This is a genomic window from Euzebya tangerina, assembly GCF_003074135.1.
GTDB lineage: Bacteria > Actinomycetota > Nitriliruptoria > Euzebyales > Euzebyaceae > Euzebya > Euzebya tangerina.
The window spans coordinates 2,644,470-2,671,448 of record NZ_PPDK01000001.1; the positions used below are offsets into that span (position 1 = coordinate 2,644,470).

A 26,979-nucleotide genomic window follows, 5' to 3' on the forward strand; every position below is an offset into this window, starting at 1 on the left:
AGTCCACCATGGTTTCAACCAACAACCTGAAGAACGGCATGACCGTCAAGATCGACGGCAAGCTGTGGAAGATCGACTACTTCCAGCACGTCAAGCCCGGCAAGGGCGGCGCGTTCGTCCGCACCAAGATCAAGAGCGTCCCCGACGGCAAGACCGTCGAGCGGACCTTCCGCGCTGGCGAGGAGCTGGAACAGGCCGTCGTCACCCGGACCGAGCTGCAGTACCTGTACCAGGACGGGGAGCAGTACGTCTTCATGGACACCGACACCTACGAGCAGACCTTCGTCCCTCCGGACGTGGTCGGTGAGGCGATGCTGTGGACCAAGGAGTCCGACATCATCGAGCTCACCTTCCACGAGGGGGAGGTCATCGACTTCCAGCTGCCCGCGAACGTCGAGCTCGAGATCACCCAGACCGAGCCGGGGATGGCCGGCAACACCGTCAGCGGCGCGACCAAGCCAGCGACCCTGGAGACCGGGGCAGAGGTGCAGGTCCCCCTGTTCCTCAACATCGGGGAGACCATCAAGGTCGACACCCGAAGCGGCGAGTACATCTCCCGCGCGTGATCGACCCCGATCCAGCGGAGGACCTTGCCACATCCTCGGGTGAGGTCGAAGATCAACCGGTCGTCGAGGAAGAGCCAGACATGTCGGGGACCTCTCCACCCGTCTGGGTGGAGACGAACGACCGAGCCCTGCCCCGCCGCGACGCCCGCGCGGCGGCCCTCGAGGTGCTGTTCGCTGCCGACGTCCGTGACCGTTCGGCAGAGGCGCTGCTGGGTGACGACGGCAGCTTCGTGGACGACTTCACCCGGTACCTCGTGGAGGTCGTCGTCCACTACCGGGCCCAGATCGACGCGCTGATCGAGGAGTGGGCCGACGGCTGGACCCTGGACCGCATGCCGGTGGTGGACCGAAACGTACTGCGGCTGGGCATGGCCGAGATGCTCCACATCGAGGAGGTCCCCGCCAAGGTCGCCATCGACGAGGCCGTCGAGTTGGCCAAGTCGCTGTCGACGGACTCCTCACCCCGCTTCGTCAACGGCGTCCTGGCTGCTGTGGCACGGGACCGCTCGCTGGTCTAGCAAGCTCAGTCACACCGGCGGGTCCGGGTTCTCCAGACGGTCCAGTCGGCGGTCGACCTGCTCGAAGCGGCGATCCATAGACCGAGAGAGGTCGCGGATGGAGTTCAGGATCGCCGTCTCCATGGTCAATGTTCGTTGGCGGAACTCGTGCTGTAAGTCGCGCATGTTCCCTTCGAGGGACTCCATGCGACCCTCGAGACCGCCGAAGCGCTTGTCAAATCTGTCGAACTCGCCCATCGCGCTCGACCGGAACTCCAGCATCATCCGCTTGAAGTCCTCGTCATCCGTCTTGTCGCTCATGGGAGGCAACTGTACGCCACGTCTGCGACGTCCCAGCTGGATATCCACAGCCATCAGCGGCGCACGACGGTCAGCCGGTTGCTGCGCTCGGAGACCGTCATGTAGCTGATCCCGTCGGCCAGGTAGGCGATCGCCTCGCCCTGCGGCTCGAACGGCGCCGGCGGCTCCTCAACGCGCCACTGTGCGATGGTCGACAGATCTGCTGCAGCCTCCTGAGATGGGGCGATCAACTCCACGACACTGTCGTACGTTCTCAGCAGCAGGCGCGTCCCGTCCGGGCTGCGATCGGCCGCCGTGGCGTGCAGCCCGACCTGTGAGGTGAGCAGGCCCAGGGTCGGGCGGGGCAACTCCATCTCCGCCACGCGCGCCAGCACACCGTCAGCGAAGGAGTCCGACTGGTAGACGCCCACGACTCCCTCCTCCTTCGACAGCACGACCGGCCGGCCGAGGTCGTCGACCACCAGCGCCTCGGCATCCCGCGCCCCGTCCGCGTAGGTGTACGTCGCGGTCGCCACCTCCACCTGCGAGGTCGTAGTCGGATCCGGCTCCGGGAAGCGGTGGATCCGGATGCTCGGCCACGTCCCGCCAAGGTTGTCGCCGATGTCACCGACGAACAGACAGGGGGAGGGGTCCTCGGGCCCGCACGGTCCGGCGGCGATGTCCTCGGTGTCCCGTCCGACGACGCCGGCCATGGTGACACGGCCGAGGGTCTCGCCGCCGGAGGAGATGGCCACCACTGACGTCGTCTCGGGCCCGTCGTCGACCAACCAGTAGATGCTCGGATCCCGTCGGCTGACGACGATGCCGCTGGCCTCTGGCGCGATCGACCCGTCGAACCGGGTCTCCCGGTCGATCACCGGGTCGCCGGCTGGTCCATCGGTCGAAGCGGCGTCCTCCGTCTCGACCGGCGACGGCTCTTCGGTCCCAGCCGGTGCCGTCCCTGGACCTCCGGCAGCCCCCGTGCCAACTGGCGCAGGCGACGAGGCCGGGATGGCCGTCGCAAGCGGGTCGACATCTGCCGATCCCTCACCGGTGACGGATGAGCAGCCGGCCGTGATGACGCCGCACAGCAGCATGACCGCTGCCAGCTGAAGGGCCCGCCGGTTCGGGGATCTCACTCCCTCGGCAGGTCCGCAGTGCGCAGCGGAATGAGTCGTGAGTCCGACAGAGCTGCCGTCCGATGCCCGACACCGGCCAGGTACGGCTTGTTCGTGGCGAAGTCCAGGAAGGCCTGGGCGCTTCGGTGCTGCACCAGGAGGACCTCGTCCCAGCGCTCCTCCGGCGGCCCGATGATGGGCGCCCGTCCATAGCCCATGTACGTCACCGACGCGCCTGCCTCGACCAGGAACGGCTGGGTGTGCGCCGCGTACCGTGCGTACGCCTCGGCGCCACTGATCGGATGTTTTGGCGCCAACCCCGGTGACCGGCTGTAGTCCGCCACCTCGCGAAACCGCAGCAGGTTCAGCATGACGATCGGCCCCTCGGGGTTGGTCGCGAGCCACGTCCTGACCGCATCGGGATCGGGTTCGATGAACATGCCCGCCAGCGTAGGGTCTGGTGACGTGACACCGCCCGAGGCCGCCAGCGACCGTGCCGAGCCTGGTGATGTCTTGCTCTTCCACGTCGTGGTCGAAGCGGAGTGGGCCCGAGCCACTGATCAGTACACGCCGGAGTCCCTGGCCACGGAAGGCTTCATCCACTTCTCGACCCGTCGGCAGATCGCTGCAACCCTCAACCGGTTCTACGCCGGACGGGCTGGTCTGACGCTTCTGGCGGTGCCGTCGTCAGCCGTCGAGGAGTTCCTCCGGTGGGAGCGAGCCGTGGACGTCGACGACGTGTTTCCGCACGTGTACGGGCCGCTCCGCAAGGACGTGGTCGTCACCGTGGTCCCGGTTCACCCCGACGATGACGGCGTCTTCCGGGAGCCACTCGTGGTGGACGACATCGGCTGACGCCATCGAACGTGTGTTTGGTCTAGGATCGGACACATGTTCGATCATCCGGAGGGTCCGTTCGCCCATCTCAACAGTGCCCAGTTGGAGGCGGCCACCCACGCGGGTGGCCCGTTGCTGGTGCTGGCTGGCGCGGGGACCGGCAAGACCACCACCCTGGCTGCTCGCGTGGCCTGGCTGGTGTCCAGGGGCGTCGACCCTGAGCGGATCCTGCTGCTCACGTTCACACGGCGGGCAGCGGGCGAGATGCGGTCCCGGGCGGCACGGATGGTCGCCGAGGCCGGGGCGGCCGAGGGCAGCGGCGGTGCGGCTGCGCCGGGCTCCGCCACCCGGGTCGTCGGCGGGACCTTCCACGCGGTCGCGAACCATCTGCTGCGACGCTACGCCGATCGCATCGGCCTGTCGCCGGACTTCGGTCTGCTCGACGCGACCGACGCCGAGGATCTGCTGGACCTGGTCCGCGACGACATGCAGGTGGCCACGGGGACCAGCCGGTTCCCGCGCAAGGGCACGCTGGCGGCGATCTACGGGCGGGTCATCAACGCGCGTGTGCCGCTGGAGGCGACCCTCGACCAGCACTTCGGGTGGTGCCGGGAGCACCTCGAGGGCATCGGTCGGGTCTTCACGGAGTACCGCAGCCGCAAGCGCCGGCAGAACGTGCTCGACTACGACGACCTGCTGCTGTACTGGAAGGTGATGGCCGAGGCGACGGCGGACGACGGCGGTCCGGGCCTGGGTGCGGAGCTCGGGGCGGCCTTCGACCATGTCCTGGTCGACGAGTACCAGGACACCAACGCGCTCCAAGCCGAGATCGTCCGGGCCCTTCGGGCTGACAACCCCAACGTCACGGTCGTCGGTGATGACGCCCAGGCGATCTACGGCTTCCGCTCAGCCGACGTGGACAACATCCTGGGGTTCCCCGACGACTTCCCCGGAACAACCGTCGTCCGGTTGGAGCGCAGCTACCGCTCGACCCAACCGATCCTCGATACGACCAATGCCCTGGTGGCTGAGATGCCCCAGGTCCGGGACCGACCGACATTCGGCAAGGTGCTGTTCACCGACAGGCTGGAGGGAACCCGGCCCGGGCTGCACACCTGCCATGACGAGGAGGACCAGTCAGCCCGGGTCTGTGAGGCGGTGCTGGCCAAGCGGGAGGAGGGCGTGGCCCTGATGCACCAGGCCGTGCTGTTCAGGACCGGCCATCACTCCGCGCACCTGGAGCTCGAGCTCGCGCGGCGCAACATCCCGTTCGTGAAGTTCGGTGGCCTCAAGTTCCTGGAGTCGGCTCACGTGAAGGACCTCGTCGCCCTCCTGCGTCTGCTGGACAACGCAATGGACGAGCTGGCCTGGTTCCGGGTCCTGCAACGACTGGATGGCGTCGGCCCGGGACGGGCGCGGACGATCATGGGCGCGATGGCCTCTGCTGGTCCCGAGCACGCCGTGGCGGTGCTGGCAGGAGACCCTGGCTCGGTGGGAGAGCCGGCCGCGCTCGACGCGCTTCCTGCACCCGCCCGTGCTGCTGTGGCCGAGCTGGGGCGGGCTCTGCTCGAGGCGACCGCGATCGCCAACGTCGGGGCGCAGATCGAGCGCCTGCGGCAGTGGTACGAGCCCGTGCTCAGCCGGGCCTTCGACGACCATCAGGCCCGGTCGGCTGACCTGGTCCAGCTCGAGGCGCTGGCCGCGGAGGCGCCATCACGAACGGCCTTCCTCGACGACCTCATCCTGGACCCGCCCGCATCCACCGGCGACCTGGCAGGACCACCACACCTGGACGAGGACTACCTCATCCTCTCGACGATCCACTCCGCCAAGGGCCTGGAGTGGGAGACCGTCCACCTCCTCCACGCTGCTGACGGCATGATCCCCTCTGACATGTCGACGGGGAGCCCCGAAGAGATCGAGGAGGAACGGCGTCTGCTGTACGTCGCCCTCACCCGTGCGAAGAGCGAGCTGGACGTCTACGTACCCCTCCGCTACTACCATCAGCGCTTCGGCGGAGGCGACCGCCACAGCTACGGCCAGGTCTCCCGATTCCTGCAGGGGCCAGTACGGGACACCATGGAGCGGATCGGCCCGGTTGCGCGCGAGCGGAACGTGCCCGTCCTGGCAGGGGGTGCGACCGCGAAGGTGGATGCCCTGCTCGACGACCTCTGGTGACTGCGGAGCCTGACCCTTCGGGAACCCGACCGCCGTCCTCGGCGTCCCACGGTCATGCGGACTGAAGGAGCATGCGGACTGATGAGGAGCCGAAGTTGAGGCCAACGGCCTTCTGGTCGGGTGTGCTGCGATCGGTGATCGTCGTGACCGGTGTCCTTGCCCTCCTGAGCGGGTGCGCCGACCAGAGGACCACAGACGTCGGCGTTCAAGACGCCGAGGATGCGCGTGAGGCACCGCCCGTCACGCGGCCGGCTACCGGAGATGACCTCGCGCCGGTCTGCGACGAACTGCAGCAGTACCGGCCGGAACCCGCCGCGATGCGGACGGCCGAGCCAGTGGGTCCTGAGGATGGGGTTCCGACACCCGGACCCGAGTTGTGGGACTTGACCTTCGAGGGCGGTCGCGAGGAGGTCCTCGCCTGGGCTCGCGAGCGCGCCCCGGACACCTACGCCGGCATGTGGTTGGACGACTCGGCCACCGGTCCGCTGGTTGTGGCGTTCGCTGAGGATGTCGAGGCGATCCAGCAGGATCTGGTCGAGCGCTTCGACGGCCCCGTGTCCGCCGTGCAGGTCCCACACCGGGCGGCCGACCTGGCCGAGGTCGAACGGCAGTTCCGCGGCCAGGTCACACCGCCTGCCAACCCACCGGAGCCCAGCACGATTCTGTCGGTGAGCAGACGCGATCAGTACAACCGGGTGTTCGTGGGGCTGCTCGGTGACGACACCGACCTCAGACGCCAGTGGGCGGCCGACTTCGGGGACCGCATCTGTGTGGAGATCACGCCGATCCCGTCCGCCGAGACCGCTGACGCCCAGCCGTGGTCGCTCGAGCCCGACGCCGACATCACGCCTACCACCACCTCGTTCGTCGCTCTGTTGGCGGAGCAGGGCTGTCACGGATCTGAACCGACCCCACCGGAGCGGATCGTGCCACCGGAGGTCCAGGTCACAGACGACGCGGTCATCGTGACGATCGCCGTCATCCCGCCGATCGGTGGGCAGGACTGCCCCGGTGTGCCGCCCGCTCCGGTGCTGGTCGAACTCCCCGAGCCGTTGGGAGACCGAGAACTGCTGGATGGCTACACCGACCCGGCGTCACCCCCGGCGGAGCCTGAGATCACACCAGCACCACCGACTGGCCCGCAGCCGATCGGCACGGTCACGCCGTCCGCCATTCCCCAGGGCACACCCACCGAGGTCATCCCGCCGGGACCGCAGCCGACCGGCACCGTCACGCCCGCCCCACTGCCGGCACCCGTGGCCTCCTGACCCCGAGGATCCTGGCTGGTCTCAGCGACGTTGCCGGATGTAGTCCCGGCGCGTCTCGGCCAGCGACACATCCTGGGCCGTCGCCGGGTGGAGGATCAGGTACGTCAGCACCCCGTTGACCAGCCCGACGAGGAGGGTCCGACCCACTCCCGCCGTCCAGTTGCCGGCCAGGGCAGCCTCGCCAGCAAGCAGCAAGGCCACGACGCCGTACAGCCCCGTCATGAAGGCGGCGACGGAGGCGGCACCGTCCCGGAGCAGCAGCAGCCTCACGCCCGCCCACAGATAGGGGACCGTCAGCGCCGCCAAGAAGACCGCGACCTGCCGGCCGCGCGCTTCGGCCTCGGAGAGGCTCGAGAACTGCACCAGGATGTCCTCCACCGGCCCGGTGCCCCACATCCAGGCCCGCTGCAGGTAGAGGGCGGCGACCAGCACCATCCCGCCGCCGCCGAGCTTCAGCGGCAGCGAACGTGACTGGTCACGCAATCCCTCGGGAAGCTCCACCCTGGCCATGTCATAAGGGTGACACTATGACGTGGCCGCGTCCAGACGGTCGCTCTTGGCCTGCCGTGCCGCTCGCGCCCGGGTCACCTGGTCCAGGTCCACCTTCCGCAGCCGCACGGCGTCCGGAGTCACCTCGACGCACTCGTCGCCGCGCATCCACTCCAGTGACTGCTCGAGTGCCATCTTCTTCGGCGGGGTCAGTCGGACCAGTTCCTCACCCGTCGCCGAGCGGATGTTGTTGAGCTTCTTCTCCTTGGTGACGTTCAGGTCCATGTCCTCGGCCCGTGAGTTCTCACCGACGATCATGCCCTCGTACACCTCCTCACCCGGACCGACGAACATCACCCCGCGGTCAGCGAGGTTCTGCAGCGCAAACGAGGTCGTCGGACCCTTCCGATCTGCCACCAACGAGCCCGTCGCCCGGGTCCGCACGTCTCCCATCCACGGGACGTACTCCTCGAAGGTCCGGTTCAGCACGCCGGTCCCGCGGGTGGCGGTCAGGAACTCGGTCCGGAAGCCGATCAGGCCCCGCGTTGGAGCGCGGTACTCCGCCCGCACCCACCCGGTGCCGTGATTGGTCATGGCGGTCATGATCCCGCGCCGCTCCGCCAGCAGTTGGGTGACCGTCCCGCTGTGCTCCTCGGGAACGTCGACCGTCACGGTCTCCACCGGCTCGTGGCGGGTCCCATCGATCTCCTTGGGGATGACCTGCGGCTTGCCGACCGTCAGCTCGAAGCCCTCGCGGCGCATCTGCTCGACCAGGATGGCCAGCTGCAGTTCACCGCGACCCTTGACCTCCCACGCGTCCGGTCGGTCGGTGTCCGACACGCGGAGGGAGACGTTGCCGATCAGCTCGCGATCCAACCGGTCCTTGAGCTGCCGCGCGGTCACCTTGTCGCCGGAGCGACCCGACAACGGCGAGGTGTTGATGCCGATGGTCATGGCAAGCGTCGGCTCGTCGATCCGGATGCCGGGGAGCGGACGTGGGTCCTCCAGATCAGCCAGCGTGTCTCCGATCATGACCTGGTCGATCCCCGCGATGGCACAGATGCCGCCAGGACCGACGTCATCGACCGAGATGCGTTCCAGGCCCTCGGTGGTGAAGAGTTCGGCCACCCTGACGCTCTCGGTGTCGCCGCCCTCCTTGATCCACGCCACCTGCTGCCCCTTGGTGACGGTTCCGTTGTGGACTCGGCACAGGGCGAGCCGCCCCAGGTACGGCGAGGCGTCGAGGTTGGTCACGAGGGCTTGGAGCGGCATCTCCGGATCGAAGGTCGGAGCCGGGATGGTCTCTCTGACCACACCGAACAGCTCGCCGAGGTCGGGTCCCTGCTCGTCGGGCGACAGCGAGGACGTCCCCGCCTTGGCGTTGGTGTACACGATCGGGAAGTCGATGCCGTCCTCGTCCACATCCAGATCGAAGAGGAGTTCGTAGACCTCGTCGACCACCTCGGCCGGCCGTGCGTCGGGCCGGTCGATCTTGTTGATCACGAGGATCATCGGGAGGCCGCGTGCCGTCGATCCCGCGGGACGCATCGACATCGCCTTGCGCAGGACGAAGCGGGTCTGGGGGAGCGGTCCCTCGGCGGCGTCCACCAGCAGCAGGATTCCGTCGACCATCGTGAGGGCCCGCTCGACCTCGCCGCCGAAGTCGGCGTGACCGGGCGTGTCGACGATGGTGATCTTCACCTCGTCGTGGCCGTCTGCGGCCGGCAGCCGGACCGCGGTGTGCTTGGCCAGGATCGTGATGCCCTTCTCGCGCTCGAGGTCCATCGAGTCCATCACGCGCTTGTCCACGTCCTGGTTGGCGCGGAACGTCCCCGACTGGTGCAGCATCGCGTCGACCAGCGTGGTCTTGCCGTGGTCGACGTGGGCGACGATCGCGATGTTGCGCAGGTCGTCCCGGGTGGCGGCCCCATGGGAAGTGGCGGCGTGGGTTGGGTCGGAAGCCATGCAGCAGAGTGTGCCTGTCTGCTGTGGCGCTGCCTCTGCCTCGGCTAGCATCCTCGGCCATGTCCCAGAGCTATCAACTCGCCGACAAGGTGGCGGTGGTCACCGGGGCGTCCAGCGGCATCGGCGCTGCGACGGCTCGCCGCCTGGCCGAGCGAGGCATGACCGTCGTCGCGGCCGCGCGCCGCGTCGACCGGCTGGACCGGTTGGCTTCCGAGCAGGCCCGCATCCACGCCCGCCAGGTGGACGTGACCGATACGGAGTCGGTCGATGCACTGGCAGCTGACGTGCGCGAGCAGTTCGGCGCATGTCACGTCCTGGTCAACAATGCCGGGATCGGCGGAGGACCGTTCCGGAGCCGTGCCGACCTCGATGACGCCATGGGCACCATCGACGTCAACGTCTTCGGTGTCATGCGCTGCACCGCAGCCTTCGCCGACCTGCTCGAGGCCGGCGCGCCGTCCCGCGTCATCAACGTCGGGTCGGTCGCCGGGAAGCTGGGACTGGGGCCGGCGGCCTACGCGGCCAGCAAGTTCGCTGTCGTCGGCTTCAGCGAGGCCCTGTCCTTCTCATGGGCGGAGCGGGGGATCACCGTCTGCCAGTTGAACCCCGGCTTCATCGCCACCGAGGGGTTCCCGCAGGAGCAGGTCAAGCGGACACCGATACGCGGTCTGGTCGGCAAACCTACTGACGTCGCGGCGGCCATCGAAGAGGCCATCGTCACGGGAACGACCGAACGCACGGTTCCGCGGTTCTACCGGCCGTTCGTGGTGCTGCGACACACCGCCACGCCCCTGTATCGGGCGATTGCCAGGAAGCTGCCTCGGGCTACCGGTACTCGCGACTAGCGACCGGAGCCAGAGGTCTGTCGTGGTCCGGGCAGGTTGGAGAGCAGGTCGACCACTCGGTCCACGTCGTCCTCGGTGTTGTAGAGGTGGAAGGAGAGGCGGGTCCGGCCGCCCCGGCCGGCGCAGGCGACGCCCGCCGACTGGAGGGCGTCCACCGCACCGGGTCGGTCGAGCGAGATGATGGCTGAGTTGGAGGGCTCGCTGCCCAGCGCCTCGAGGGTCTGGTTGGCGAGCCCCAGGTTGTGGGCGTTGATCGTCGCGACACCGACGTCTGCCAGCAGGTCCAGCGCCGGAACGGCACCGACCCAGCAGAGCCACGCCGGCGAGAGGTCGAAGCGCCGCCCATCCTCCGCCAGTCGCAGTGGCGGACCGTAGATCGAGTCCCACACGTCCTCGCCGGCGTACCAGCCAGCCGCAACCGGCGTGACCCGGTCGGCGATGGCCGGGTCCACGGTCATGAACCCGCTGCCGCGTGGACAGCACAACCACTTGTACGCGCCGGCGACGGTGATGGAGAACCGGTCGGCCCCAAGCGGCAGCCAGGACGCCGCCTGGGTTGCATCGACGAAGGTCAGCACCTCGTGGGCGTCAGCCGCTCCGGCCAGGGCGTCGAGGTCGGTCACGCGTCCGTCGGCGGACTGCGCGGCACTTACCGCCACCATCGTGGTGGTGTCGTCGATCCGGTCGACGATCGACTCCAGCGGGACCGTCACCACGTGGACGCCATGCGACTCCAGCTGGAGGAACGGGAACAGCACGGAGGTGAAGTCCTCCTCCGCCAGCAGCACGGTGTCGCCCGGCCGGAGGGCCGTCGCGGCGACTCCGGCGGCAACCGACGCCTGGGAGATGATCCCAACCCGCTCAGCAGACGTCTGGGCCAGGCGCGCGAACGCACGACGGGCCTGATGCACCACCTCGTCGTAGCCGACGGGATCCAGTCGTCCAGCGGCCCAGTCCGCCATGTCCCGCTTCATGGCGTCCAGCGACGCCGTCGGCGGGATGCCGACCGTTGCGCTGTTCAGGTAGTAGCCGTCAGGTCTGAAGAGGGACTGAGCCTCCGCTACATCCATGAGAGCTCCATGGCCTCGGACGGTAGCCAGGCGTGCCAGACCAATGGGCCGTCCACCCGGCTTTGGATCGCCGTCGACTATCGGGTTGCGCCCAGCTTCGTGTAGCCCGGCTTGATCACGTCGTTGATGATGGCCAGCCGTTCGTCGAAGGGCCAGAACGCGCTCTTCATCGCGTTGATCGTCACCCACCGCAGGTCCTCGAGTGTCCAATCGAACGTGTCGGCCATCGCCTGGAACTCCGAGCTCATGCTCACCCCTGACATCAGGCGGTTGTCGGTGTTGACGGTCACGCGGAACTTGAGACGCTTCAGCAGGTCGATCGGATGCTCGGCCATCGACGGGGCCGCGCCCGTGTGGACGTTGGAGGTGGGGCACATCTCGAGGGGGATCCGTCGGTCTCGGACGAAGGCGGCCAGCCGACCGAGTTCCGCCCGCCCGTCGGACGTGACGATGATGTCATCGACGATCCGGACGCCGTGGCCCAGGCGTTCGGCATTGCAGAAGGACAACGCTTCCCAGATGGACTTCAGCCCGAAGGCCTCGCCGGCGTGAATGGTGATATGGGAGTTCTCCCGCTGGATCAGTTGGAAGGCGTCCAGGTGGCGCGTCGGCGGGAACCCGGCCTCGGCACCCGCGATGTCGAAGCCGACGACGCCCTGGTCGCGGTGGCGCATGGCGAGCTCGGCGATCTCGAGTGAGTGCGCGGCGTGGCGCATCGCCGTCACCAGCGTGCCGATGACGATGGGGAAGTCGCCCATGCCGCGGTCGAAGCCTGCGAGGACCGCCTCGACGACCTGGTCCAGGTCGAGGCCGTGGTCGAGGTGGAGTTCCGGTGCGAAGCGCACCTCGGCGTACACCACGCCGTCAGCCGCCAGGTCCTCCGCCGCCTCGTACGCCACCCGCTCCAGAGCCTCATGGGTCTGCATCACGCCCGAGGTGTGGCTGAACGCCTCCAGGTACAGCGGCAGCGACTTGCGGTCTGCGCCCGAGGTGAAGAACGACGTCAGCTCATCCGGATCGGTGCTCGGCAGCTCGGCGTAGCCGAGGTCGTCGGCCAACTCGATGACCGTCGTCGGGCGCAACCCGCCGTCGAGGTGGTCGTGCAGAAGGACCTTCGGAGCGGCTCGTATGATGTCGGCGTCGATTGGCATGGGCCGATGATGCCCGAACTTCGAACAAAGCCCCACGACAGATGACCCTTGACCCAGCCACCGCACAGTTCATCCGAGATGCCGAGGCTGTCGGCCGGACCCCCTACCAGGACCTGCCCACCGCGGCCGACGCCCGGCAGCAGTTCAGAACCGTGGCCTTGGAACGGCGTGGCGGCGGCCCGGCCCCCGGGCCGGAGTGCTCGACCGAGATGGTCAGCCGCGACGGCTTGTGGTGCCGGATCTACCGTCCACTGGGCCGCTCGGTGCATGCGGGACCCATGCCCCTGGTGGTCTTCTTCCACGGCGGCGGCTGGGTGATCGGCGATCTGGACACCCACGATGCGCACGCCCGGGCCCTCACTGCGCTGCCCGCGGTGGTGGTCAGCGTCGAGTACCGGTTGGCGCCGGAGAGCCCGTACCCCGCGGCGCACGAGGACTGCTGGGACTGGTTGCTGTGGGCGGCCAGCGGGATGGGCGAGTGGAGCAACACCAACCGCCTGGTGGTGGCCGGGGACTCTGCGGGTGGGCTGCTGGCCGCATCGATGGCCGAGCGCTGTCGGGATCGGACTGACGGCCCCGACCTGGCCGCCCAGTGCCTCATCTATCCGGCGATGAACGTCGCGATGGACACGCCCTCGCACGCGGCGAACGGCTCCGGCTATCAGCTGACAGCCGAGCTGATGCGGTGGTTCTACGACCAGTACCAGCCGGGGGAGGGGTTCAGCCCGACGGAGTCCGACGACCTGTCCGGGTTGGCCCCAGCGGTCATCGCCACGGCCGGCTACGACCCGCTGGCAGACGACGGGATCAACTACGGCAACGCCCTCCGAGCCGCAGGCGTGACGACGACGAACGTGCACTTCGACGGGTTGATCCACGGCTTCTTCGGGATGGGCGGGACCTCACCGGCGGCGCAGGCGGCCGTCGAGGCGACGGTGGGGGCGCTGCGCGGCCTGCTCTAACCCTGGATGCGCCGCTCGGCGTCGCCCCACTCCTGCTCGCGCAATTCGAACTTCTGGACCTTCCCGGTCGAGGTCTTCGGCAGCTGCGTGATCACCTCGACGGCGTCCGGCACCTTGTACCCCGCCAGCAGTTCGCGGACGTGGCCCTTGATCTCCTCGGTGTCCACCGTCTGCCCGGCCTTGGTCACCACGAACGCCTTCGGCCGCTCACCCCACTTCTCATCGGGGATGCCGATGACGGCCGCCTCGAGCACGCCGTCGTGCTTGAGGATCGCGCGCTCGACCTCGATGGTCGAGATGTTCTCGCCCCCGCTGACGATGATGTCCTTGGCCCGGTCGCGCAGGTCGATCGTGCCGTCGGGGTGCCATACGCCGAGGTCGCCGGAGTGAAACCAGCCGCCCCGAAAGGCGTTCTCGGTGGCCTCGGGATCGTCCAGATATCCAGCCATGACGTTGTTGCCGCGCATGACCACCTCACCGACGGTCGCCCCGTCCTTCGCGACGTCGTTCATGTCCTCGTCCACCACCCGGATCGGGTCGGCCATGATCATTGCCACGCCCTGACGTGACTTCCGGTCGGCCAGGTCGTCGTGGTCCAGGCCTTCCCACGACCGCATCGGTTCGCAGACGGTGTGCGGCCCGTAGGTCTCGGTCAACCCGTAGACGTGGACCACCTTCGCGCCGATGGCCTCCATCTGGCTGATGATCGTGGGGCTGGGCGGCGCCCCGGCCGTGGTCGCGATCAGGCCACCCTCGATGGGTCCGGCCGCCGGGTCGTTGACCATCGTGGTCAGGACCGTCGGTGCCGCGTTCAGGTGGGTGACGCCCTCCGCCTGGATGAGGTTCCAGATGGCCTCACCGGTCACCGCCCGCAGACAGACGTGTCGGCCGCTGATCGCCGTCACCCCCCACGTGGTGCACCAGCCATTGCAGTGGAACATCGGCAAGGTCCACAGGTAGACCGACTCGGGGGAGTGGCCAGAGGTGATGATCTCACCCAGCGCGTTCAGGTAGGCCGAGCGGTGGGTGTACTGCACACCCTTGGGCGACCCTGTGGTCCCGGAGGTGTAGTTGATCGAGATCGGCGCCGTCTCGTCCTCGACCGTCCACGGCAGGTCCGCTCCATCCGACCCACCGGAGAGGAACTCCTCCCAGGTCGCCGCGCCCTCTATCGGCGTGCCCAGCGACCCGTCTGCGGGGTCCGGGATGGCCACGATGGTCTCGACCGTGTCGAACTCGCCCGCCACCTTCGCCACTCCGGCTGACAGCGAGGCGTCGACCAGCAGCACCTTGACCTTGGCGTGGTCGCAGATGTAGGCGATCTCCGGTGGCGCCAACCTGGTGTTGATGGCCACGAGGACCGCACCGGCCAGCGGGACCGCGAAGTGGGCCGAGAGCACCGGCAGGCTGTTCGGCGCCAGGATCGCGACACGTTCGCCCGGCTGGACGCCGGCGGCCATGATCGCCCGCGCGAACGTCTGGGTGTAGGAGCCGAGTTCGCCGTAGGTCAGCCGCTGGTCGCCGTCGACCACCCCGATCTTGTCGGGATGCACCATCGCGGCGCGCTCGAGGAATGCCAGGGGGGTCAGTTCGGTGCGGTTCACGGCGTTCATGGCCGTGATCCTTACGGATGGGTCGGGCGAAGGCAACGGTGCCCGCAGCCCACCCGTCGTTTGCGGGCACGCATGCGCGACTTTGCCCACTCTGCGGGGGTCAACTCACGCATGCGTCGACGCATTCGCACCGGCTCGGACCGATGCCCGGCTCCCGCCGCATCACGTCCACCCCACCTGCTGTAACCCGACCAGAAGACCCAGGCCTACGGTGAGGGTCAGGACGACGTGCCGGGTCTTCCACATCACCAGCAGCGCCACACCGGCGGCCACGACCCTCGGGTTCAGCAGGTCCAACGCGCCGTCCGGCCCGGCTCGCAGGACCGCGGGAGCCACCAGGGCCGCCAGTGCCGCCGCGGGGATCATTCGGAGTGCCTCACGGACTTGCGGGGAGACCTGGTCGGCCCGGTCGGCCAGGCCGAGGAAGGAGAACCGCAGCAGAAACGTGATCACCCCACCTGCGATGGTGATGATCCAGATCGAGGTCGTCACCCGGTTTCACCCCCGGCGCGCCGCGACGCCAGGTACCCCACCGTGATGCCGGTGCCGGCGGCCGCCAGCAGTCCGAGGTTCGCCGGCAGATCCGCTGCCGCCACCGCCACCACGCCGCTGCTGAGTGCCGCCGACAGGGTCGCCCGGTCGACGATGGCCGGAACCATCAGGGCGATGAACACCAGGGGGAAGGCGAACGCCAGCGGCACCGAGTCCGGGATGATCGCACCAGCCACGGCGCCGACGAGGGTGGAGACCTGCCAGGCACTCCACAGGGACAGCGCGCCGCCCAGGTAGAAAGCCAGTCGAGGTCGATAGGAAGGCTGGGCGTCCAGTTTCGTGATCGTCACGACGTAGGCCTGGTCGGTCAGGAAGTAGCTCATCAGGACCCGCCGCCACAGCGGCTCACCGTCGAATCGCACCGCGAGACTGGCCGAGTACATCACGAAGCGGGTGTTGATGATCGCGATCGTGCCGATCACGACCAGCGGGCCGGCGTCGCCAGCAAGAAGATCGAGCGCCGCGAGTTGGGCGGCGCCGGCGAAGATGATCGCCGAGAAGGCCCCGGCCCCCCACGCCGGCATGCCGACCTCGACCGAGGCGATACCCGCGATCAGGCCGAACGGGATCATGCCCAGGATGATCGGAGCCATCGATGTGACCCCATCGAGCGCCGCACGGCGGGCGGCGGCCGAGGCGGCCGCCGGCTGGCCTACAGCGACTGCTGCACCTGCTTCCGCAGGTCCTCGTCGAACCGGCGCTCCACGACCGACAGTCGCTCAGCCTGCTCGATCTCGTCGTCCACAGACCTGGTCCACCGGACCGCCGCATCCAAGCCCTTGTCGCGAGCGGCAGCCTCCAGGTCGGTGAGCTCCGTCCAGCGCCCCACGTTGGCCAGCATGGCCAGCCGCTCCATCTGGTCCTCCACACCCTCGACCCCGTCCAGATAGGCCGACAGCAGGACACCGACCCCGTCGTCGACGTCCTCGACGACGAGTTGCGCCAACTCCATGACGTGGTTGATCTCCCGGTGCTCGTGGAAGATCACCGCGAGCTCGGCCGACCGCTCCGCCCGCTCCGGACCGGGATCGGTCTTGGTCCGCAGGCGCTTGAGTTCCCTCCGGCGCTCGGTGCGTTCGCGTTCGGGGTTCGGAAGCTTGTAGGCCATGTGAGGTCGCAGCGTACCGTCCGGACCGGCGGGACCTACAGTTGGCCGTCGATGCCCCGTGGATCACTTCGCTGTCGAGTCAGGACGGTCGCGGCCACCATGCTCCTGGTGCTGATGTCGGCCGGATGCACGGCACCCGGGGCGTCGGCCTGCGTGACGGACGATGACGGGCACTCCGTGGTCCAGCAGTGGATCGAGGTCACCCTGCAGGCGGTCCGAGACGACTTCCCCGCGCCGACGGTGCACGCGCGGAACCTGTACCACCTCTCCGCAGCCATGTGGGATGCGTGGGCCGCCTTCGATCAAGATGCGACGGGTGTGATCGCGAGCATCGACGTCGAGGGCGAGGAGGAGGATCAGGCGCTCGCCATCTCCCACGCTGCCGACAAGATCGCCCGGGACCGGTACGAGGGCAGCGTCGGGGGTGCCGACGCAATCGAGCGCTTTGACGAGTTGGCGGCCGCCACCTGTGTCGATGCCGACCCGGCACCGGGCTCGCCGGGAGCCCTCGGGATCGAGGTGGCAGATGCCGTCCTGACTGCCTTCGCCGACGACGGGTCCAACGCCGAGGACGGCTACCGGGGAGACTTCACGCCACGCAACCCGCCCCTGCTGGTCAGCGAGCCGGGCACGACCCTGCCGGAGCCGAACCACTGGCAGCCGCTCGAGTTCGAGCAGATGGTCACCCAGAACGGCATCCCCCTCGAAACCACCGTGCAGGAGTTCGTGGGTCCGCACTGGGGCTCGGTCACCGCCTTCGCGCTACCCGACAGTCCGGACGGTGTCCCCATCGAGGCACCGCCGCCTCCACCGTTCGGGACTGACGCGTTCACCGATGGGATCCTCGACGTCATCCGGGCCAGCAGCCGTCTGGACCCAGCCGACGGGGAGCTGATCGACGTGAGTCCGGGCGCGCTCGGCAACGCCACCCTCGGCACCGATGACGGCCACGGTCACGCCGAGAACCCGGTGACCGGGCAGCCGTACGAGCGGCAGGAGGTGCCACGGGCCGACTACCTGCGGGTGATCGCTGAGATCTGGGCCGACGGACCGACCAGTGAGACACCGCCCGGTCACTGGAACTCGATCGCCTTCCAGACCACGGCAGCCGTGGAGGAGGACCGCCACGTCGAGGGTCGCGGCGAGGCCGTCAGCCAACTCGAGTGGGACGTGAAGCTGGCCCTCGCACTCAACGGCGCCCTCCACGACGCTGCCGTCGCGGCGTGGGGCATCAAGGCGGACACCGACTACGTCCGCCCCGTCTCGGCGATCCGGCACATGGCGGGTCTCGGCCAGTCGAGCGATCCCAGCGGGGCCGCCTACCACCCGGATGGCCTGCCGCTGGAGGAGGGGTTGATCGAGGTCATCACGGCCGAGTCGAGCGCCCCAGGCGAACGGCACGAGCTCTTGGCTGACCACGCCCGTGAGATTGCCATCTTCGCCTGGCAGCGGCTTCCCAACTTCTTCGCCGACGGCCTGACCACCGTGCGGTGGATCCGCGGCGTCGAGTGGCTGCCGTACCAGATGGCGACGTTCGTCACTCCGGCCTTCGCCGGTTACGTGAGCGGTCACTCGACGTTCAGCCGGGCCGCGGCCGAGGTCCTCGAGGCCTTCACCGGTGATGCCTTCTTCCCCGGCGGGGTCCTCGAGTTGGCGGTGGCGGAGGAGTCGCTGATCTTCGAGGACGGCCCTGCCAGGCCCTTCACCCTGCAGTGGGCCACCTACGCCGATGCAGCCGATGAGGCTGGCCGATCACGCATTGCCGGCGGGATCCACGTCCCCGCCGACGACTACCAGGGACGCATCGTCGGCGCCGAGGTGGGTCAACTGGCCTGGGCCAGGGCGCAGGAGCTCTTCGGCGGGTCGTAGGCGGTACACCGGCGCAGGTCGTACCGGATGATCCGGGTCAACCTCCACATGTGTAGGACCTAGGTGGGGATGAACGGGGCCGTCGGCACCTCCGACAGCAGCCGACGGGTTGTCGCCAGACCCCACTCGTCCAGGTCTGCCAGTCGGTCGCTGGACGCCCGTAGGCCGCCGAAAGCCCCGATGTGGGCTGCCCAGTCGTGCCGCCGCTCGATGGCGGGACGCGCGATGATGCAGTCCGGGTCGTTGCTCCAGAAGCGCGCGTGCATGTACGCCCTGGCCCGCCCGGTCACCATCGCCGCGTGAATCGACGGCTGAGACATGTCATCGCCGTTCGGCAGGTGGTGTGGCTCGGTGTCCGGTGAGACGCGCATGGCGTCGACCAGCCCGATCGAGGGCAGCTGCGGCGCGCCACATCCCAGCAGATATCGGTCAGCCCCGATCACGTCCCGGATGAGCTGGACGCCCTGGCGGTAGGCGGCGATGCCGTCGACGTCCTCGTGACGAACCCCCTCCACCGCCGCCGCGTAGACGAAGTCGATCTTGTGATAGCTCAAGCCGATCTGGTTGAACCACTCGAACACCTCCGTCAACCACTCCTGCGACGACGGGTGGGTCGTGTCGAGGGCGTGGATCTGCTGGTCCCAGTGATGTCCGACGACCAGCGGCCGACCAGCGGCGTCCTTCACCAGACGCTCCGGATGCTCGCGGAAGGCCACTGATCGCGCACCCACGAAGAACGGCGCGGTCCAGACACCGGACCGGAAGCCCTCGTCGTGGATCCGAGCGAAGGCTCCGGGGACGGAGGCGAACCGGTCCGACGGCGTCAACCAGTCACCGATCTCGGCTTGGTACCCGTCGTCGATCTGGATGACGTCGATCGGCAGGTCGAGGTCCTTCACCGCCTTGACGTTCTCGTCGATGTCGGACTCGGCCACCTGCGTGAAGTAGTGGTACCAGCTACACCACACCGTCGGGGCGGCGGGCACGTCGCCGACCCTGGCCTCGTTCGCCACCCTGTCTGCCCAGCGGGCCAACGCGCCGTCGACGCCGTCGGGCCCGTGGTCGACGGTCACGTCCACCGGAGCGTCGGCGCTGACCACCACCCGGTCCTCCCGGAGCTCTGCCCGGATCTCGGGAACGACGTTGCGGGGGTCGCGACCTGCGATCACCGTCACCGGCCCGAACACGTGGTGCTGGACGGCCATGACACCGTGACTGCGGAACACACCCGGGTCCATCTCCCGATCACCGCGGTAGCACAGCCGGTGGAGGTTCTCGGTCGTGGCCCGAGGCGGCCGCTGATCAACCCGGTAGCTGTCGGAGGGCGACCACGATTGCCAGCCCTGCTCGGCGACGAGCGCCTGCGTCGGGTCGACGTCGACGTCGACAACATCGTGGAAGGAGTGGTGCATGCGGAGGCAACCTCTTCGAGCAGTTCGGTCTAGGCCGGATCGTGGATCGCGGCACCCGGCATGGGCGCCGCCAGGACGTGTCGTGGTGCGGTGAAGCCATGCCGGTCGAACGCGGCCTCGACGGCGCTCACCACGGCCTCGGCGCGGTCGGTGTCGATCAATGCGATCACACACCCGCCGAACCCGCCGCCGGTCATGCGGGCTCCGAAGACCCCGGCCGCGAGGGCGGTTTCGACGGCGACATCGACCTCGGGCACGGTGATCTCGAAGTCATCACGCATCGAGGTGTGGGAGGCCGTCAGGAGGGGACCGGTCAGACGTGGATCGCTGCCCTCCTGCAGGAGGGCGGCAACAGCGAGCACACGATCGTTCTCGGTGATGATGTGGCGCGCGCGGCGGTGCAGCTCGTCGGGGAGCGCGGCGGCGTCGAGCATCGTCATGTCGGCATCGCGCAGGGCAGACACGCCCAGTGCCGTCGCGGCCGCCTCACAGCTCGCTCGGCGTGCGGCGTACTCGCCGTCGGCGTGGGAGTGGCTGGCCATGGAGTCGATGACCAGCAGCGATAGTCCGGCGGCCCCAAGATCCATCGGGATCAGCTCGATCTCGCGGGTTCGGCAGTCCAGCAGCACCAGGTGCTCGGCCGTGGCGCGAAGCGATGCGCTCTGGTCCAGGATGCCGGTCGGGGCGCCCACGTACTCGTTCTCCGCGCGCTGCAGCAGCAGCGTCAGCTGGGCCAGCGCATCCTCCCCGTACTGCTGTGCCAAGGCCTCACCCGCCCCGAGCGCCAGCGCGATGGCGCTCTCGACGGCGGCGGAGGAGGAGAGACCGGCACCGCCCCAGACCTCCGAGCTGACGGCGAGGTCGGCGCCCGGCACGTCGACCCCGGCCTCGCGCAGCGACCAGACGACCCCAGCCGCCAGTGCTGCCCAGCCGTCCACGTCACCGGGCTGCGTGGTGACGTCGAACGTCACCGATCCCTCGTATTGGGCCGAGGTGACGGTGACGACTCCATCGTCTCGCTCCGCGACGGCCGCGACACACCGCTGCTGGATGGCGAAGGGCATGGCGAAGCCGTCGTTGTAGTCGGTGTGCTCGCCGATGAGGTTGACCCGCCCCGGTGCGCTGGCCACGCGATGGGCGGGTCGTCCCAGCAGGTCGCGGGCACGCTGCTCGGTCTCCGGGTTCATCGCGCCGACCCGTTCACGTCCCCAGCCCGCTCACGTCGCCAGTTCCCGCAGTCGCTCCGCAGCCGCCTCAGGTGCGACGTCGTTGATGAAGGCCCCCATGGCGGACTCCGACCCCGCCAGGTACTTGAGCTTGTCCGCGGATCGTCGAATCGAGACGAGCTCGAGGTGAAGGTACCCCAGGTCGCGATCCCGACGGACCGGAGCCTGCACCCACCCGGCGATGTAGGGCAGCGGCGCGTCGTACATGCGGTCCAGTCGGCCCAGGATATCGAGGTAGATGACGGCCAGGTCATCACGCTCGACGTCGGTCAGGCCGGTGAAGTCGGCCACCCGGCGGTTGGGGTAGAGGTGCACCTCCACCGGCCACCGGGCGGCATGCGGGACGAAGGCGGTGAAGCACTCGCTGGTCGCGATGATCCGGCGTCCATCGGCCAGCTCCCCCGCCAGGATGTCGGCGAAGAGGTTCCGGCCGGTCCGGTGGTGATGCTCGCGTGCTTGCCGCATGTGAGCCGCCATCCTCGGCGGGATGAACGGGTAGGCGTAGATCTGGCCGTGGGGGTGGGAGAGGGTGACGCCGATCTCCTCGCCGCGGTTCTCGAACGGGAACACGTGCTCGACGGTCTCTATCTGACTGAGGTCTGCGGTGCGGTCGGCCCAGGCGTCGATGACCAGTCGCGCGCTGGCCGGGGACAGTTCGCCGAAGGAGGTGTCGTGGTCGTCGGTGAAGCACACCACCTCGCAGCGGCCGTTGCCGGGCAGCACGGCGTAGGGACCGTCTGGTGCGGTCTCCGCCGCCTCGGCCCCCTCCACGAATGACGGGAAGCGGTTCTCGAACACGACCACGTCGTACGGCTCCGGGATCTCGGTGGGCGACCCGGGCGCGCTGGCGCACAGCGGGCAACTGGCTCGCGACGGCTTGAACGTCCGCGACTGGCGATGGGCGGTGATGGCCACCCAGTCGCCGGTGCTGATGTCCAGACGACGTTCGATGCTGCTGGCCACGTCAGGGAGATCTCGCTCGTCCACGGCGGTCCGGGTCTGGGACTCGTCACGGTCGAAGTAGAACAACTCCCTGCCATCGGCCATGACGGCTTGGGTGCGCTTCATGGATGTTGTGGTGTTGGAGGGGTCACACGACCTCGCCTGTCTGGGGGTCGAAGAAGTGCAGCCGGTCCATCTCGACGGCGATCTCGACCTGGTCGCCCGCCTGCACGGTTGATAGGCCGTGCAGGCTACCGATCATCAGCGTCGGTTGGCCGGCGTGGACGTCCTCACGGTCCGGATCGCCGGTGTCCACGGCGGTGATGCCGACGTCCATGTGGCAGATGACCTCCGACCCGAGGGCTTCGACCAGTTCGGCCGTGCCCGTGATCGTCGGCTCGTCACCGCTGCGCAGGGTGGCGTCGTGCAGGTTCTCCGGCCGAATGCCCGCGATGAGACGGCGGCCGTCGTGCGCCGCGAACTCCGGCCGCTTGTTCAACAGGTCCTGATCGGAGGTGATGGTCTGGGACCCGACGTTCAAGCGAACCTGCTCGTCCTCGACCGTCACCGTGGTCTCGAAGACGTTCATCGCCGGTGAGCCGATGAACCCGGCGACGAACAGGTTCGCCGGGTTGTTGTAGAGGTTCCGGGGCGTGTCGAACTGCTGCAGCAGGCCGTCCTTCAGCACGACGACCCGGTCACCCATCGTCATGGCCTCGACCTGGTCGTGGGTGACGTAGATCGTGGTGGTCTTGAGGGAGGAGTGGATGCGCCCGATCTCGGAGCGCATGTACACCCTGAGCTTTGCGTCCAGGTTCGACAGCGGCTCGTCCATGAGGAACACCGACGGCTCGCGGACGATGGCCCGTCCCATCGCCACGCGCTGGCGCTGACCACCGGAGAGCTGACCGGGCTTGCGGTCGAGGAACTCGCCCAGCTGGAGCGTCTCGGCTGCCTTCGTGACCCGCTGCTCGATCTCGGAGGACCCCATGCCCGCGATCTTCAGCGGATACGCCATGTTCTTGCCCACGCTCATGTGCGGGTACAGGGCGTAGTTCTGGAACACCATGGCGATGTCCCGGTTCCGAGGAGCGACGTCGTTGACGACGCTGCCGCCGATGGTCAGGGTTCCGTCGGAGATGTCCTCGAGGCCTGCGACCATGCGCAGCGCCGTCGACTTGCCGCACCCACTGGGGCCGACGAGGACGACGAACTCGCCATCGTCGATGTCGAGGTTCAGCCCGCGGACGGCGATGGCGCCGTTCGGGTACTGCTTGGTGATGTTGTCAAGGGTCACGGTTGCCATGGGTTTACTCGCCCTCCAGTGGACGTAGGAACGGAATGACGTAGGGGTAGGTCATGAGGAAGCCACGCTTGGCGCGCGACGCGGCGGAGAGGGCAAGGCTCACCCACGCGATGGTCAGGACCGCGACGGCCAGACCGAAGACGGGGAAGAGCATGAGCAGAAACGGTGTGGTCCCGGCCAACGACAGGCCGGCGAAGATGACGAGGTAGGCCACGCTCATCGTGGCTGCCGCAGCCGCTGCCCGCTTGCGGTGCCTGGTCGTCACACCGTCGGTCCCGAAGAGTCGGCCGAGCAGCATGGGCCCGAGCGGGATCGTCAGCGCAATCGGGACCAGCAGCGCTCGGCCGGTGATGGCCAGGACCACCAGCAGGGGGACGAAGCCCAGCAGGTGCTGGACGACATGTCCCCAGGTACCAACGTCGGCGATGCGGCGGCCGTACTGGTCGCCGACCGTGATGTTCGCCTGGCGCGTGCGCTTGGTCGAGTCAGGTGTCATGTGCGGGTCACCGTCACCAGGTGATCGACCGGAACGTCCTCGACCTCCGACACGGCGCCGTCCGGCCAGCGGACCTCGATCTCGACGGGTTGGCTGGAATCGCCCAGCCCAACGTGCACGGTGGTCGACGGACCCGAGAGGTAGCCACGCGATGACTCCACGGTTCGGGTGAACGCACCGCCTTCGCCGTGGACGGTGATGGTTGCGCCCAGGGCGGTGGTGTTGCGGCTGTCCACCCACTCCAGATCGATCAGCAGGCCGGCCCCCTGGCAGATCTGGTTCTCGTAGATCCGGGATGGCTCGAGGAGGTTGTTGACGACGATGTCGAGGTCGCCGTCACGATCGAGGTCGGCCATGACCAGGCCCCGCCCCTGTGCTGGGTCGTCCAGTGACCACTCGGGCGCCGGCACGAACCCGCCGCCGTGACTGCGGAAGGCCTGATTCCGTTCGACGAGAGCGGCGCCGTCCCGATCGCCGAACAGCGCGTCGGACACCATGCCGTTCACGACGTAGAGGTCCTGGAGACCGTCGTTGTCGAGGTCGCCGAACACCCCTGACCAGGACCACCCGGTCGCATGGATGCCCACGTCCCGAGCCACCTCATCGAACCCGTCTTCCCCCGCCATCTGCAGGACGTTGACCGGGTGTTGGATGTCGTCCGGCAGCGGCATGGCGGCCATCTCCTCGACGATCGGTGCGTACGCCTCACGGGTTGCCGGAGCGTCGTCCATGGGATGCATGTCGGTGCTGAACACCTCGAGGTCGCCGTCGTTGTCGACGTCGGCCGTGTCGAGGCTCATGGTGGAGTAGGACGTCTCGGAGAAGGGCTGTTCCAACCTGTAGTCGCCGTCCTCCGTGGCGACGTACAGCTCATCAGGTGTGGCGAGGTCGTTGCCGACCAGGATGTCGGTCAGCCCGTCGCCGTTGATGTCGGCGGTGTGGACCGCCAGCGCCTGCGCCAGATTCGTCAACGGTGCAGCCGTGAATTCCTCGCCGCCACGCTCATGGCGGACGGCCCCCACCGCAGAGCCGAGCAGTTGCTGATGGCGCTGATTGAAGGTGAGTTCTGCGTTGTAGGAGCCGGTGACCAGATCGAGGTCCCCATCTCCACCCAGGTCGGCCCAGGCCATGCTGTAGGTTGCCGCCGCGACGCCGGGCAGCTCTTCGCGGGAGAAGGCGTCGGCCTCGAGTGACACGGTCGCCGTCTGGTTGCGGAAGAACACAGGGCGACCCAGACCCGTGGTCAGGACGATGTCGTTGTCACCGTCACCATCGACATCGAGGATGGCCGGCTGTCGCGTCCGGGCGTCGAGCAGCGGGATGCTGGTGAACTCCAGGTCACCCCTGTTGTGCTGGATGGTGGTGTGACCGGAGAGGTTGGCCAGGACGATGTCATCACGGCCATCTCCGTCCAGGTCGCCCACGGCCACGCCGGCGCCGGTCCCGTCGAAGGTCCCGGTCGAGTCGCCGGTGCCACGGGTGACGTGGTCGAGATCCGCGGCCACGAACTCACCCGAGCAGTCTGACTGCGCCAGTGAGTTCGTGGCCACCTGGGCGGCCACCCGCGTTGCACCCGCATGCGCCGAGCCACAGGCACTGGCGACCACCATGAGGGCAAGGAGGGAGATCAGCTGCAAGCCGGTCATCTTCATCGCTCCTTCCTGGTGTCATCAGTGGCCCTGGTGTGATGGCTGGTGTGGCTCGGCGACTGCTGGGTTGCGCGTCGGGGTGGACGTCGTCTGCCGCGACGGTCAGCTGCCGAGGATGCTGTTCACCTGGTCGGCGACGCCGCCCAGACCGTCGGCAGCGCTGACCTCGCCACGCAGGATCTGCTGCATGACCGGGCCGACGATGTCCTCGATCTGCGACGCAGAATCGGTGATCGGGAACAGGAACGTGGTGTCGTTCTCCACATAGGAGGTGAACGCGCTGACGTCGACGCCGTTGCTCTCATGAGCGTTCTGGGCGATCTCGGCCGAGGACGGGATGGCCGGGAAGACGACGGCGGCTTCACCGATCACGTCCTGGCAGGCCGTCGAGGCCAGATACTCGACCCACTGCCACGCCGCCTCGGGATCCTCGGCGGACTGGGTGATGGAGTCGGCCAGACCGTTGAACATCGAACGACTCTCACCGGTCGGTCCCTCGGGCAGGGGAGCGAACTCGACGGGCACCTCGGTCTCATCGCCCGTCAGGGTGTTGATCATCCAGGAGCCGTTGGTCATCGTCGCGGCAGTGCCGTTCTGGAACAGGGTGGTACCGCCCAGGGACTCGACGTCCTCGATCGGCGTGATGAAGCCGGCCTCGATGTTGTCTGCGAACCACTGGATGGTCGCGTGCAACTCGGGGGAGTCGAAATTGGCCTGGTCACCGAACGGGTTCTCGTTCAGGGCCTGGTAGCCGTTGGAGACGGCGAAGCCGGAGAAGGTGGTCTGACCGAAGGCACCGAACGGACCCTCGATGCCGAAGCCGTACTGGGTGACGTTCGACGGGTCGAAGTCGGGCGAGGTGCCGGTGTTGCCGTTGCCGTCGACGGACAGTTGGGCGATGAACTCTCCGAACGAGCCGCCGTCGTCGGGGTTCCAATCCAGGTTGGCGGCGTCCTCAGTCGACAGGCCAGCCTCCTCGAGAGCGTCCGTGTTCAGCACCAGCGCGACGGTGTCGAAGTCCTTCGGAAGGCCGAAGCGGTCTCCCTCGGGGACGACCCACAGCTCGGCAAGACCCGCGAAGTACTGCTCGGTGTCGACGTCGGAGCCGTCGATGAAGTCGTTCAGCGGCAGGAGCACGCCCGACTCGACCTGCTCGGGATAGCGGGCCAGGTGATTGGTGAAGACATCGGGAGCGGTGTCGGAGGCGAACGACGTGGTCAGGTTGGTCCAGTAGTCACCCCAGCCGAACTGGGAGATCTCGATGTTGATGCCGGTCTCGTCGGTGAAGGCCGTGGCGCACTCCTCGTAGAAGGGCTGCTGGTTGGCGTCCCAGAGCCAGTACTCGATCGTGGCTCCGTCTCCGGCCGGAGCGTCGCCGCCGTCGTCTTCGGCGTCGTCCCCGCTGTCCGCCGCCGCGGTGTCCTCGCCGTCTGCCTCGTCTGCGTCATCGCCCGTTCTGCTGTTGCAGGCGGTCGCGAGCATCGCCAGCACGGCCAACACGGCCAGCAGGCGAAGGTACTTCATGCGATTCATCTGGATCGTTCCTTTGTCGGGGTCGGC

General features: G+C 68.2%; 26 protein-coding genes. 8 read left to right on the plus strand and 18 right to left on the minus strand.

Annotated features, from left to right (window positions below):
* The first annotated feature begins 8 nt into the window (after window positions 1-8).
* Entirely contained in the window at window positions 9-566 is a 558-nt protein-coding gene (gene efp / locus C1746_RS12195) for an elongation factor P (protein WP_116714836.1), read from the plus strand.
* A gap of 80 nt (window positions 567-646) precedes the next feature.
* The gene (gene nusB, locus C1746_RS12200) at window positions 647-1,084 is read left to right on the plus strand and encodes a transcription antitermination factor NusB (RefSeq protein WP_116715695.1); all 438 of its coding nucleotides are present in this window, start codon (window positions 647-649) and stop codon (window positions 1,082-1,084) included.
* A 9-nt stretch (window positions 1,085-1,093) separates the two neighbouring features.
* Here nusB and C1746_RS12205 read toward each other — a convergent pair whose 3' ends face one another.
* From C1746_RS12205 to C1746_RS12215, 3 genes are read right to left on the minus strand one after another with little or no spacing between them, the layout of a single operon-like run.
* Window positions 1,094-1,384, minus strand: a complete 291-nt coding sequence (locus tag C1746_RS12205) for a hypothetical protein (RefSeq protein WP_116714837.1) — start codon at window positions 1,382-1,384, stop codon at window positions 1,094-1,096.
* Window positions 1,385-1,437: 53 nt separating this feature from the next.
* On the minus strand, window positions 1,438-2,502 hold the full coding sequence (locus C1746_RS12210; protein WP_116714838.1) for a hypothetical protein: 1,065 nt from the start codon (window positions 2,500-2,502) through the stop codon (window positions 1,438-1,440).
* A complete protein-coding gene (locus C1746_RS12215) occupies window positions 2,499-2,921 on the minus strand; it encodes a DUF1330 domain-containing protein (RefSeq protein ID WP_116714839.1) in 423 nt (140 codons plus the stop codon). The genes C1746_RS12210 and C1746_RS12215 overlap by 4 nt, the downstream gene beginning before the upstream one ends.
* A gap of 25 nt (window positions 2,922-2,946) precedes the next feature.
* On the opposite strand from C1746_RS12215, the gene C1746_RS12220 reads away from it, so the two are divergent.
* From C1746_RS12220 to C1746_RS12230, 3 genes are all read left to right on the plus strand, one after another.
* The gene (locus tag C1746_RS12220) at window positions 2,947-3,336 is read left to right on the plus strand and encodes a DUF952 domain-containing protein (protein WP_205711831.1); all 390 of its coding nucleotides are present in this window, start codon (window positions 2,947-2,949) and stop codon (window positions 3,334-3,336) included.
* A gap of 36 nt (window positions 3,337-3,372) precedes the next feature.
* Complete coding sequence (locus C1746_RS12225; RefSeq protein ID WP_116714841.1) at window positions 3,373-5,496, plus strand: ATP-dependent helicase; 2,124 nt, start codon at window positions 3,373-3,375, stop codon at window positions 5,494-5,496.
* Between the two features lie 95 nt (window positions 5,497-5,591).
* A complete protein-coding gene (locus tag C1746_RS12230) occupies window positions 5,592-6,764 on the plus strand; it encodes a hypothetical protein (protein ID WP_205711832.1) in 1,173 nt (390 codons plus the stop codon).
* Window positions 6,765-6,785: 21 nt separating this feature from the next.
* Here the strand turns inward: C1746_RS12230 and C1746_RS12235 are convergent, their stop codons facing one another.
* Entirely contained in the window at window positions 6,786-7,274 is a 489-nt protein-coding gene (locus C1746_RS12235) for a hypothetical protein (protein ID WP_116714843.1), read from the minus strand.
* Window positions 7,275-7,289: 15 nt separating this feature from the next.
* Window positions 7,290-9,218 carry a translational GTPase TypA gene (typA, locus tag C1746_RS12240; RefSeq protein WP_116715696.1) on the minus strand — a complete coding sequence of 643 codons (1,929 nt, stop codon included), beginning with the start codon at window positions 9,216-9,218 and terminating at the stop codon, window positions 7,290-7,292.
* A gap of 59 nt (window positions 9,219-9,277) precedes the next feature.
* Here typA and C1746_RS12245 point away from each other — a divergent pair, with 59 nt between their 5' ends.
* A complete protein-coding gene (locus C1746_RS12245) occupies window positions 9,278-10,063 on the plus strand; it encodes an SDR family NAD(P)-dependent oxidoreductase (protein ID WP_116714844.1) in 786 nt (261 codons plus the stop codon).
* Here C1746_RS12245 and C1746_RS12250 read toward each other — a convergent pair.
* Together C1746_RS12250 and C1746_RS12255 are read right to left on the minus strand one after the other, a co-directional pair.
* Complete coding sequence (locus C1746_RS12250) at window positions 10,060-11,133, minus strand: aminotransferase class V-fold PLP-dependent enzyme (RefSeq protein ID WP_116714845.1); 1,074 nt, start codon at window positions 11,131-11,133, stop codon at window positions 10,060-10,062. The genes C1746_RS12245 and C1746_RS12250 overlap by 4 nt on opposite strands.
* Window positions 11,134-11,210: 77 nt before the next feature.
* Window positions 11,211-12,284, minus strand: a complete 1,074-nt coding sequence (locus C1746_RS12255) for an adenosine deaminase (protein WP_116714846.1) — start codon at window positions 12,282-12,284, stop codon at window positions 11,211-11,213.
* A 41-nt stretch (window positions 12,285-12,325) separates the two neighbouring features.
* On the opposite strand from C1746_RS12255, the gene C1746_RS12260 reads away from it, so the two are divergent.
* A complete protein-coding gene (locus C1746_RS12260; protein WP_116714847.1) occupies window positions 12,326-13,246 on the plus strand; it encodes an alpha/beta hydrolase in 921 nt (306 codons plus the stop codon).
* Here the strand turns inward: C1746_RS12260 and C1746_RS12265 are convergent.
* The 4 genes from C1746_RS12265 to C1746_RS12280 all read right to left on the minus strand — a co-directional run bounded on the left by C1746_RS12265 (window position 13,243) and on the right by C1746_RS12280 (window position 16,519).
* Window positions 13,243-14,859, minus strand: a complete 1,617-nt coding sequence (locus C1746_RS12265) for a long-chain-fatty-acid--CoA ligase (RefSeq protein WP_116714848.1) — start codon at window positions 14,857-14,859, stop codon at window positions 13,243-13,245. The genes C1746_RS12260 and C1746_RS12265 overlap by 4 nt on opposite strands.
* A 162-nt stretch (window positions 14,860-15,021) precedes the next feature.
* Window positions 15,022-15,351 (minus strand): AzlD domain-containing protein, encoded by a 330-nt coding sequence (locus tag C1746_RS12270; RefSeq protein WP_116714849.1) that lies wholly within the window; start codon window positions 15,349-15,351, stop codon window positions 15,022-15,024.
* Window positions 15,348-16,004: an AzlC family ABC transporter permease gene (locus tag C1746_RS12275; protein WP_116714850.1), complete on the minus strand. Its 657-nt coding sequence runs from the start codon at window positions 16,002-16,004 to the stop codon at window positions 15,348-15,350. Before C1746_RS12275 ends, C1746_RS12270 begins: the two co-directional genes overlap by 4 nt.
* A 59-nt stretch (window positions 16,005-16,063) precedes the next feature.
* Window positions 16,064-16,519, minus strand: a complete 456-nt coding sequence (locus C1746_RS12280; RefSeq protein ID WP_116714851.1) for a hypothetical protein — start codon at window positions 16,517-16,519, stop codon at window positions 16,064-16,066.
* A 51-nt stretch (window positions 16,520-16,570) separates the two neighbouring features.
* On the opposite strand from C1746_RS12280, the gene C1746_RS12285 reads away from it, so the two are divergent.
* The gene (locus tag C1746_RS12285; protein ID WP_162867678.1) at window positions 16,571-18,388 is read left to right on the plus strand and encodes a vanadium-dependent haloperoxidase; all 1,818 of its coding nucleotides are present in this window, start codon (window positions 16,571-16,573) and stop codon (window positions 18,386-18,388) included.
* A 59-nt stretch (window positions 18,389-18,447) separates the two neighbouring features.
* Here C1746_RS12285 and C1746_RS12290 read toward each other — a convergent pair whose 3' ends face one another.
* From C1746_RS12290 to C1746_RS12320, 7 genes are all read right to left on the minus strand, one after another.
* Window positions 18,448-19,800, minus strand: coding sequence for a glycoside hydrolase family 36 protein (locus tag C1746_RS12290; protein ID WP_116714853.1), 1,353 nt, complete (start codon window positions 19,798-19,800; stop codon window positions 18,448-18,450).
* Between the two features lie 29 nt (window positions 19,801-19,829).
* Window positions 19,830-20,987, minus strand: a complete 1,158-nt coding sequence (gene galK, locus C1746_RS12295) for a galactokinase (RefSeq protein WP_116714854.1) — start codon at window positions 20,985-20,987, stop codon at window positions 19,830-19,832.
* Between the two features lie 30 nt (window positions 20,988-21,017).
* Window positions 21,018-22,094 carry a galactose-1-phosphate uridylyltransferase gene (galT, locus tag C1746_RS12300; protein WP_116714855.1) on the minus strand — a complete coding sequence of 359 codons (1,077 nt, stop codon included), beginning with the start codon at window positions 22,092-22,094 and terminating at the stop codon, window positions 21,018-21,020.
* A 22-nt stretch (window positions 22,095-22,116) separates the two neighbouring features.
* Entirely contained in the window at window positions 22,117-23,274 is a 1,158-nt protein-coding gene (locus C1746_RS12305) for an ABC transporter ATP-binding protein (protein WP_116714856.1), read from the minus strand.
* 4 nt (window positions 23,275-23,278) lie between these two features.
* Complete coding sequence (locus tag C1746_RS12310; protein ID WP_116714857.1) at window positions 23,279-23,770, minus strand: hypothetical protein; 492 nt, start codon at window positions 23,768-23,770, stop codon at window positions 23,279-23,281.
* Window positions 23,767-25,416 (minus strand): CRTAC1 family protein, encoded by a 1,650-nt coding sequence (locus tag C1746_RS12315; protein WP_162867679.1) that lies wholly within the window; start codon window positions 25,414-25,416, stop codon window positions 23,767-23,769. The genes C1746_RS12310 and C1746_RS12315 overlap by 4 nt, the downstream gene beginning before the upstream one ends.
* A 105-nt stretch (window positions 25,417-25,521) precedes the next feature.
* On the minus strand, window positions 25,522-26,952 hold the full coding sequence (locus tag C1746_RS12320) for an ABC transporter substrate-binding protein (protein ID WP_162867680.1): 1,431 nt from the start codon (window positions 26,950-26,952) through the stop codon (window positions 25,522-25,524).
* Window positions 26,953-26,979 lie beyond the last annotated feature (27 nt).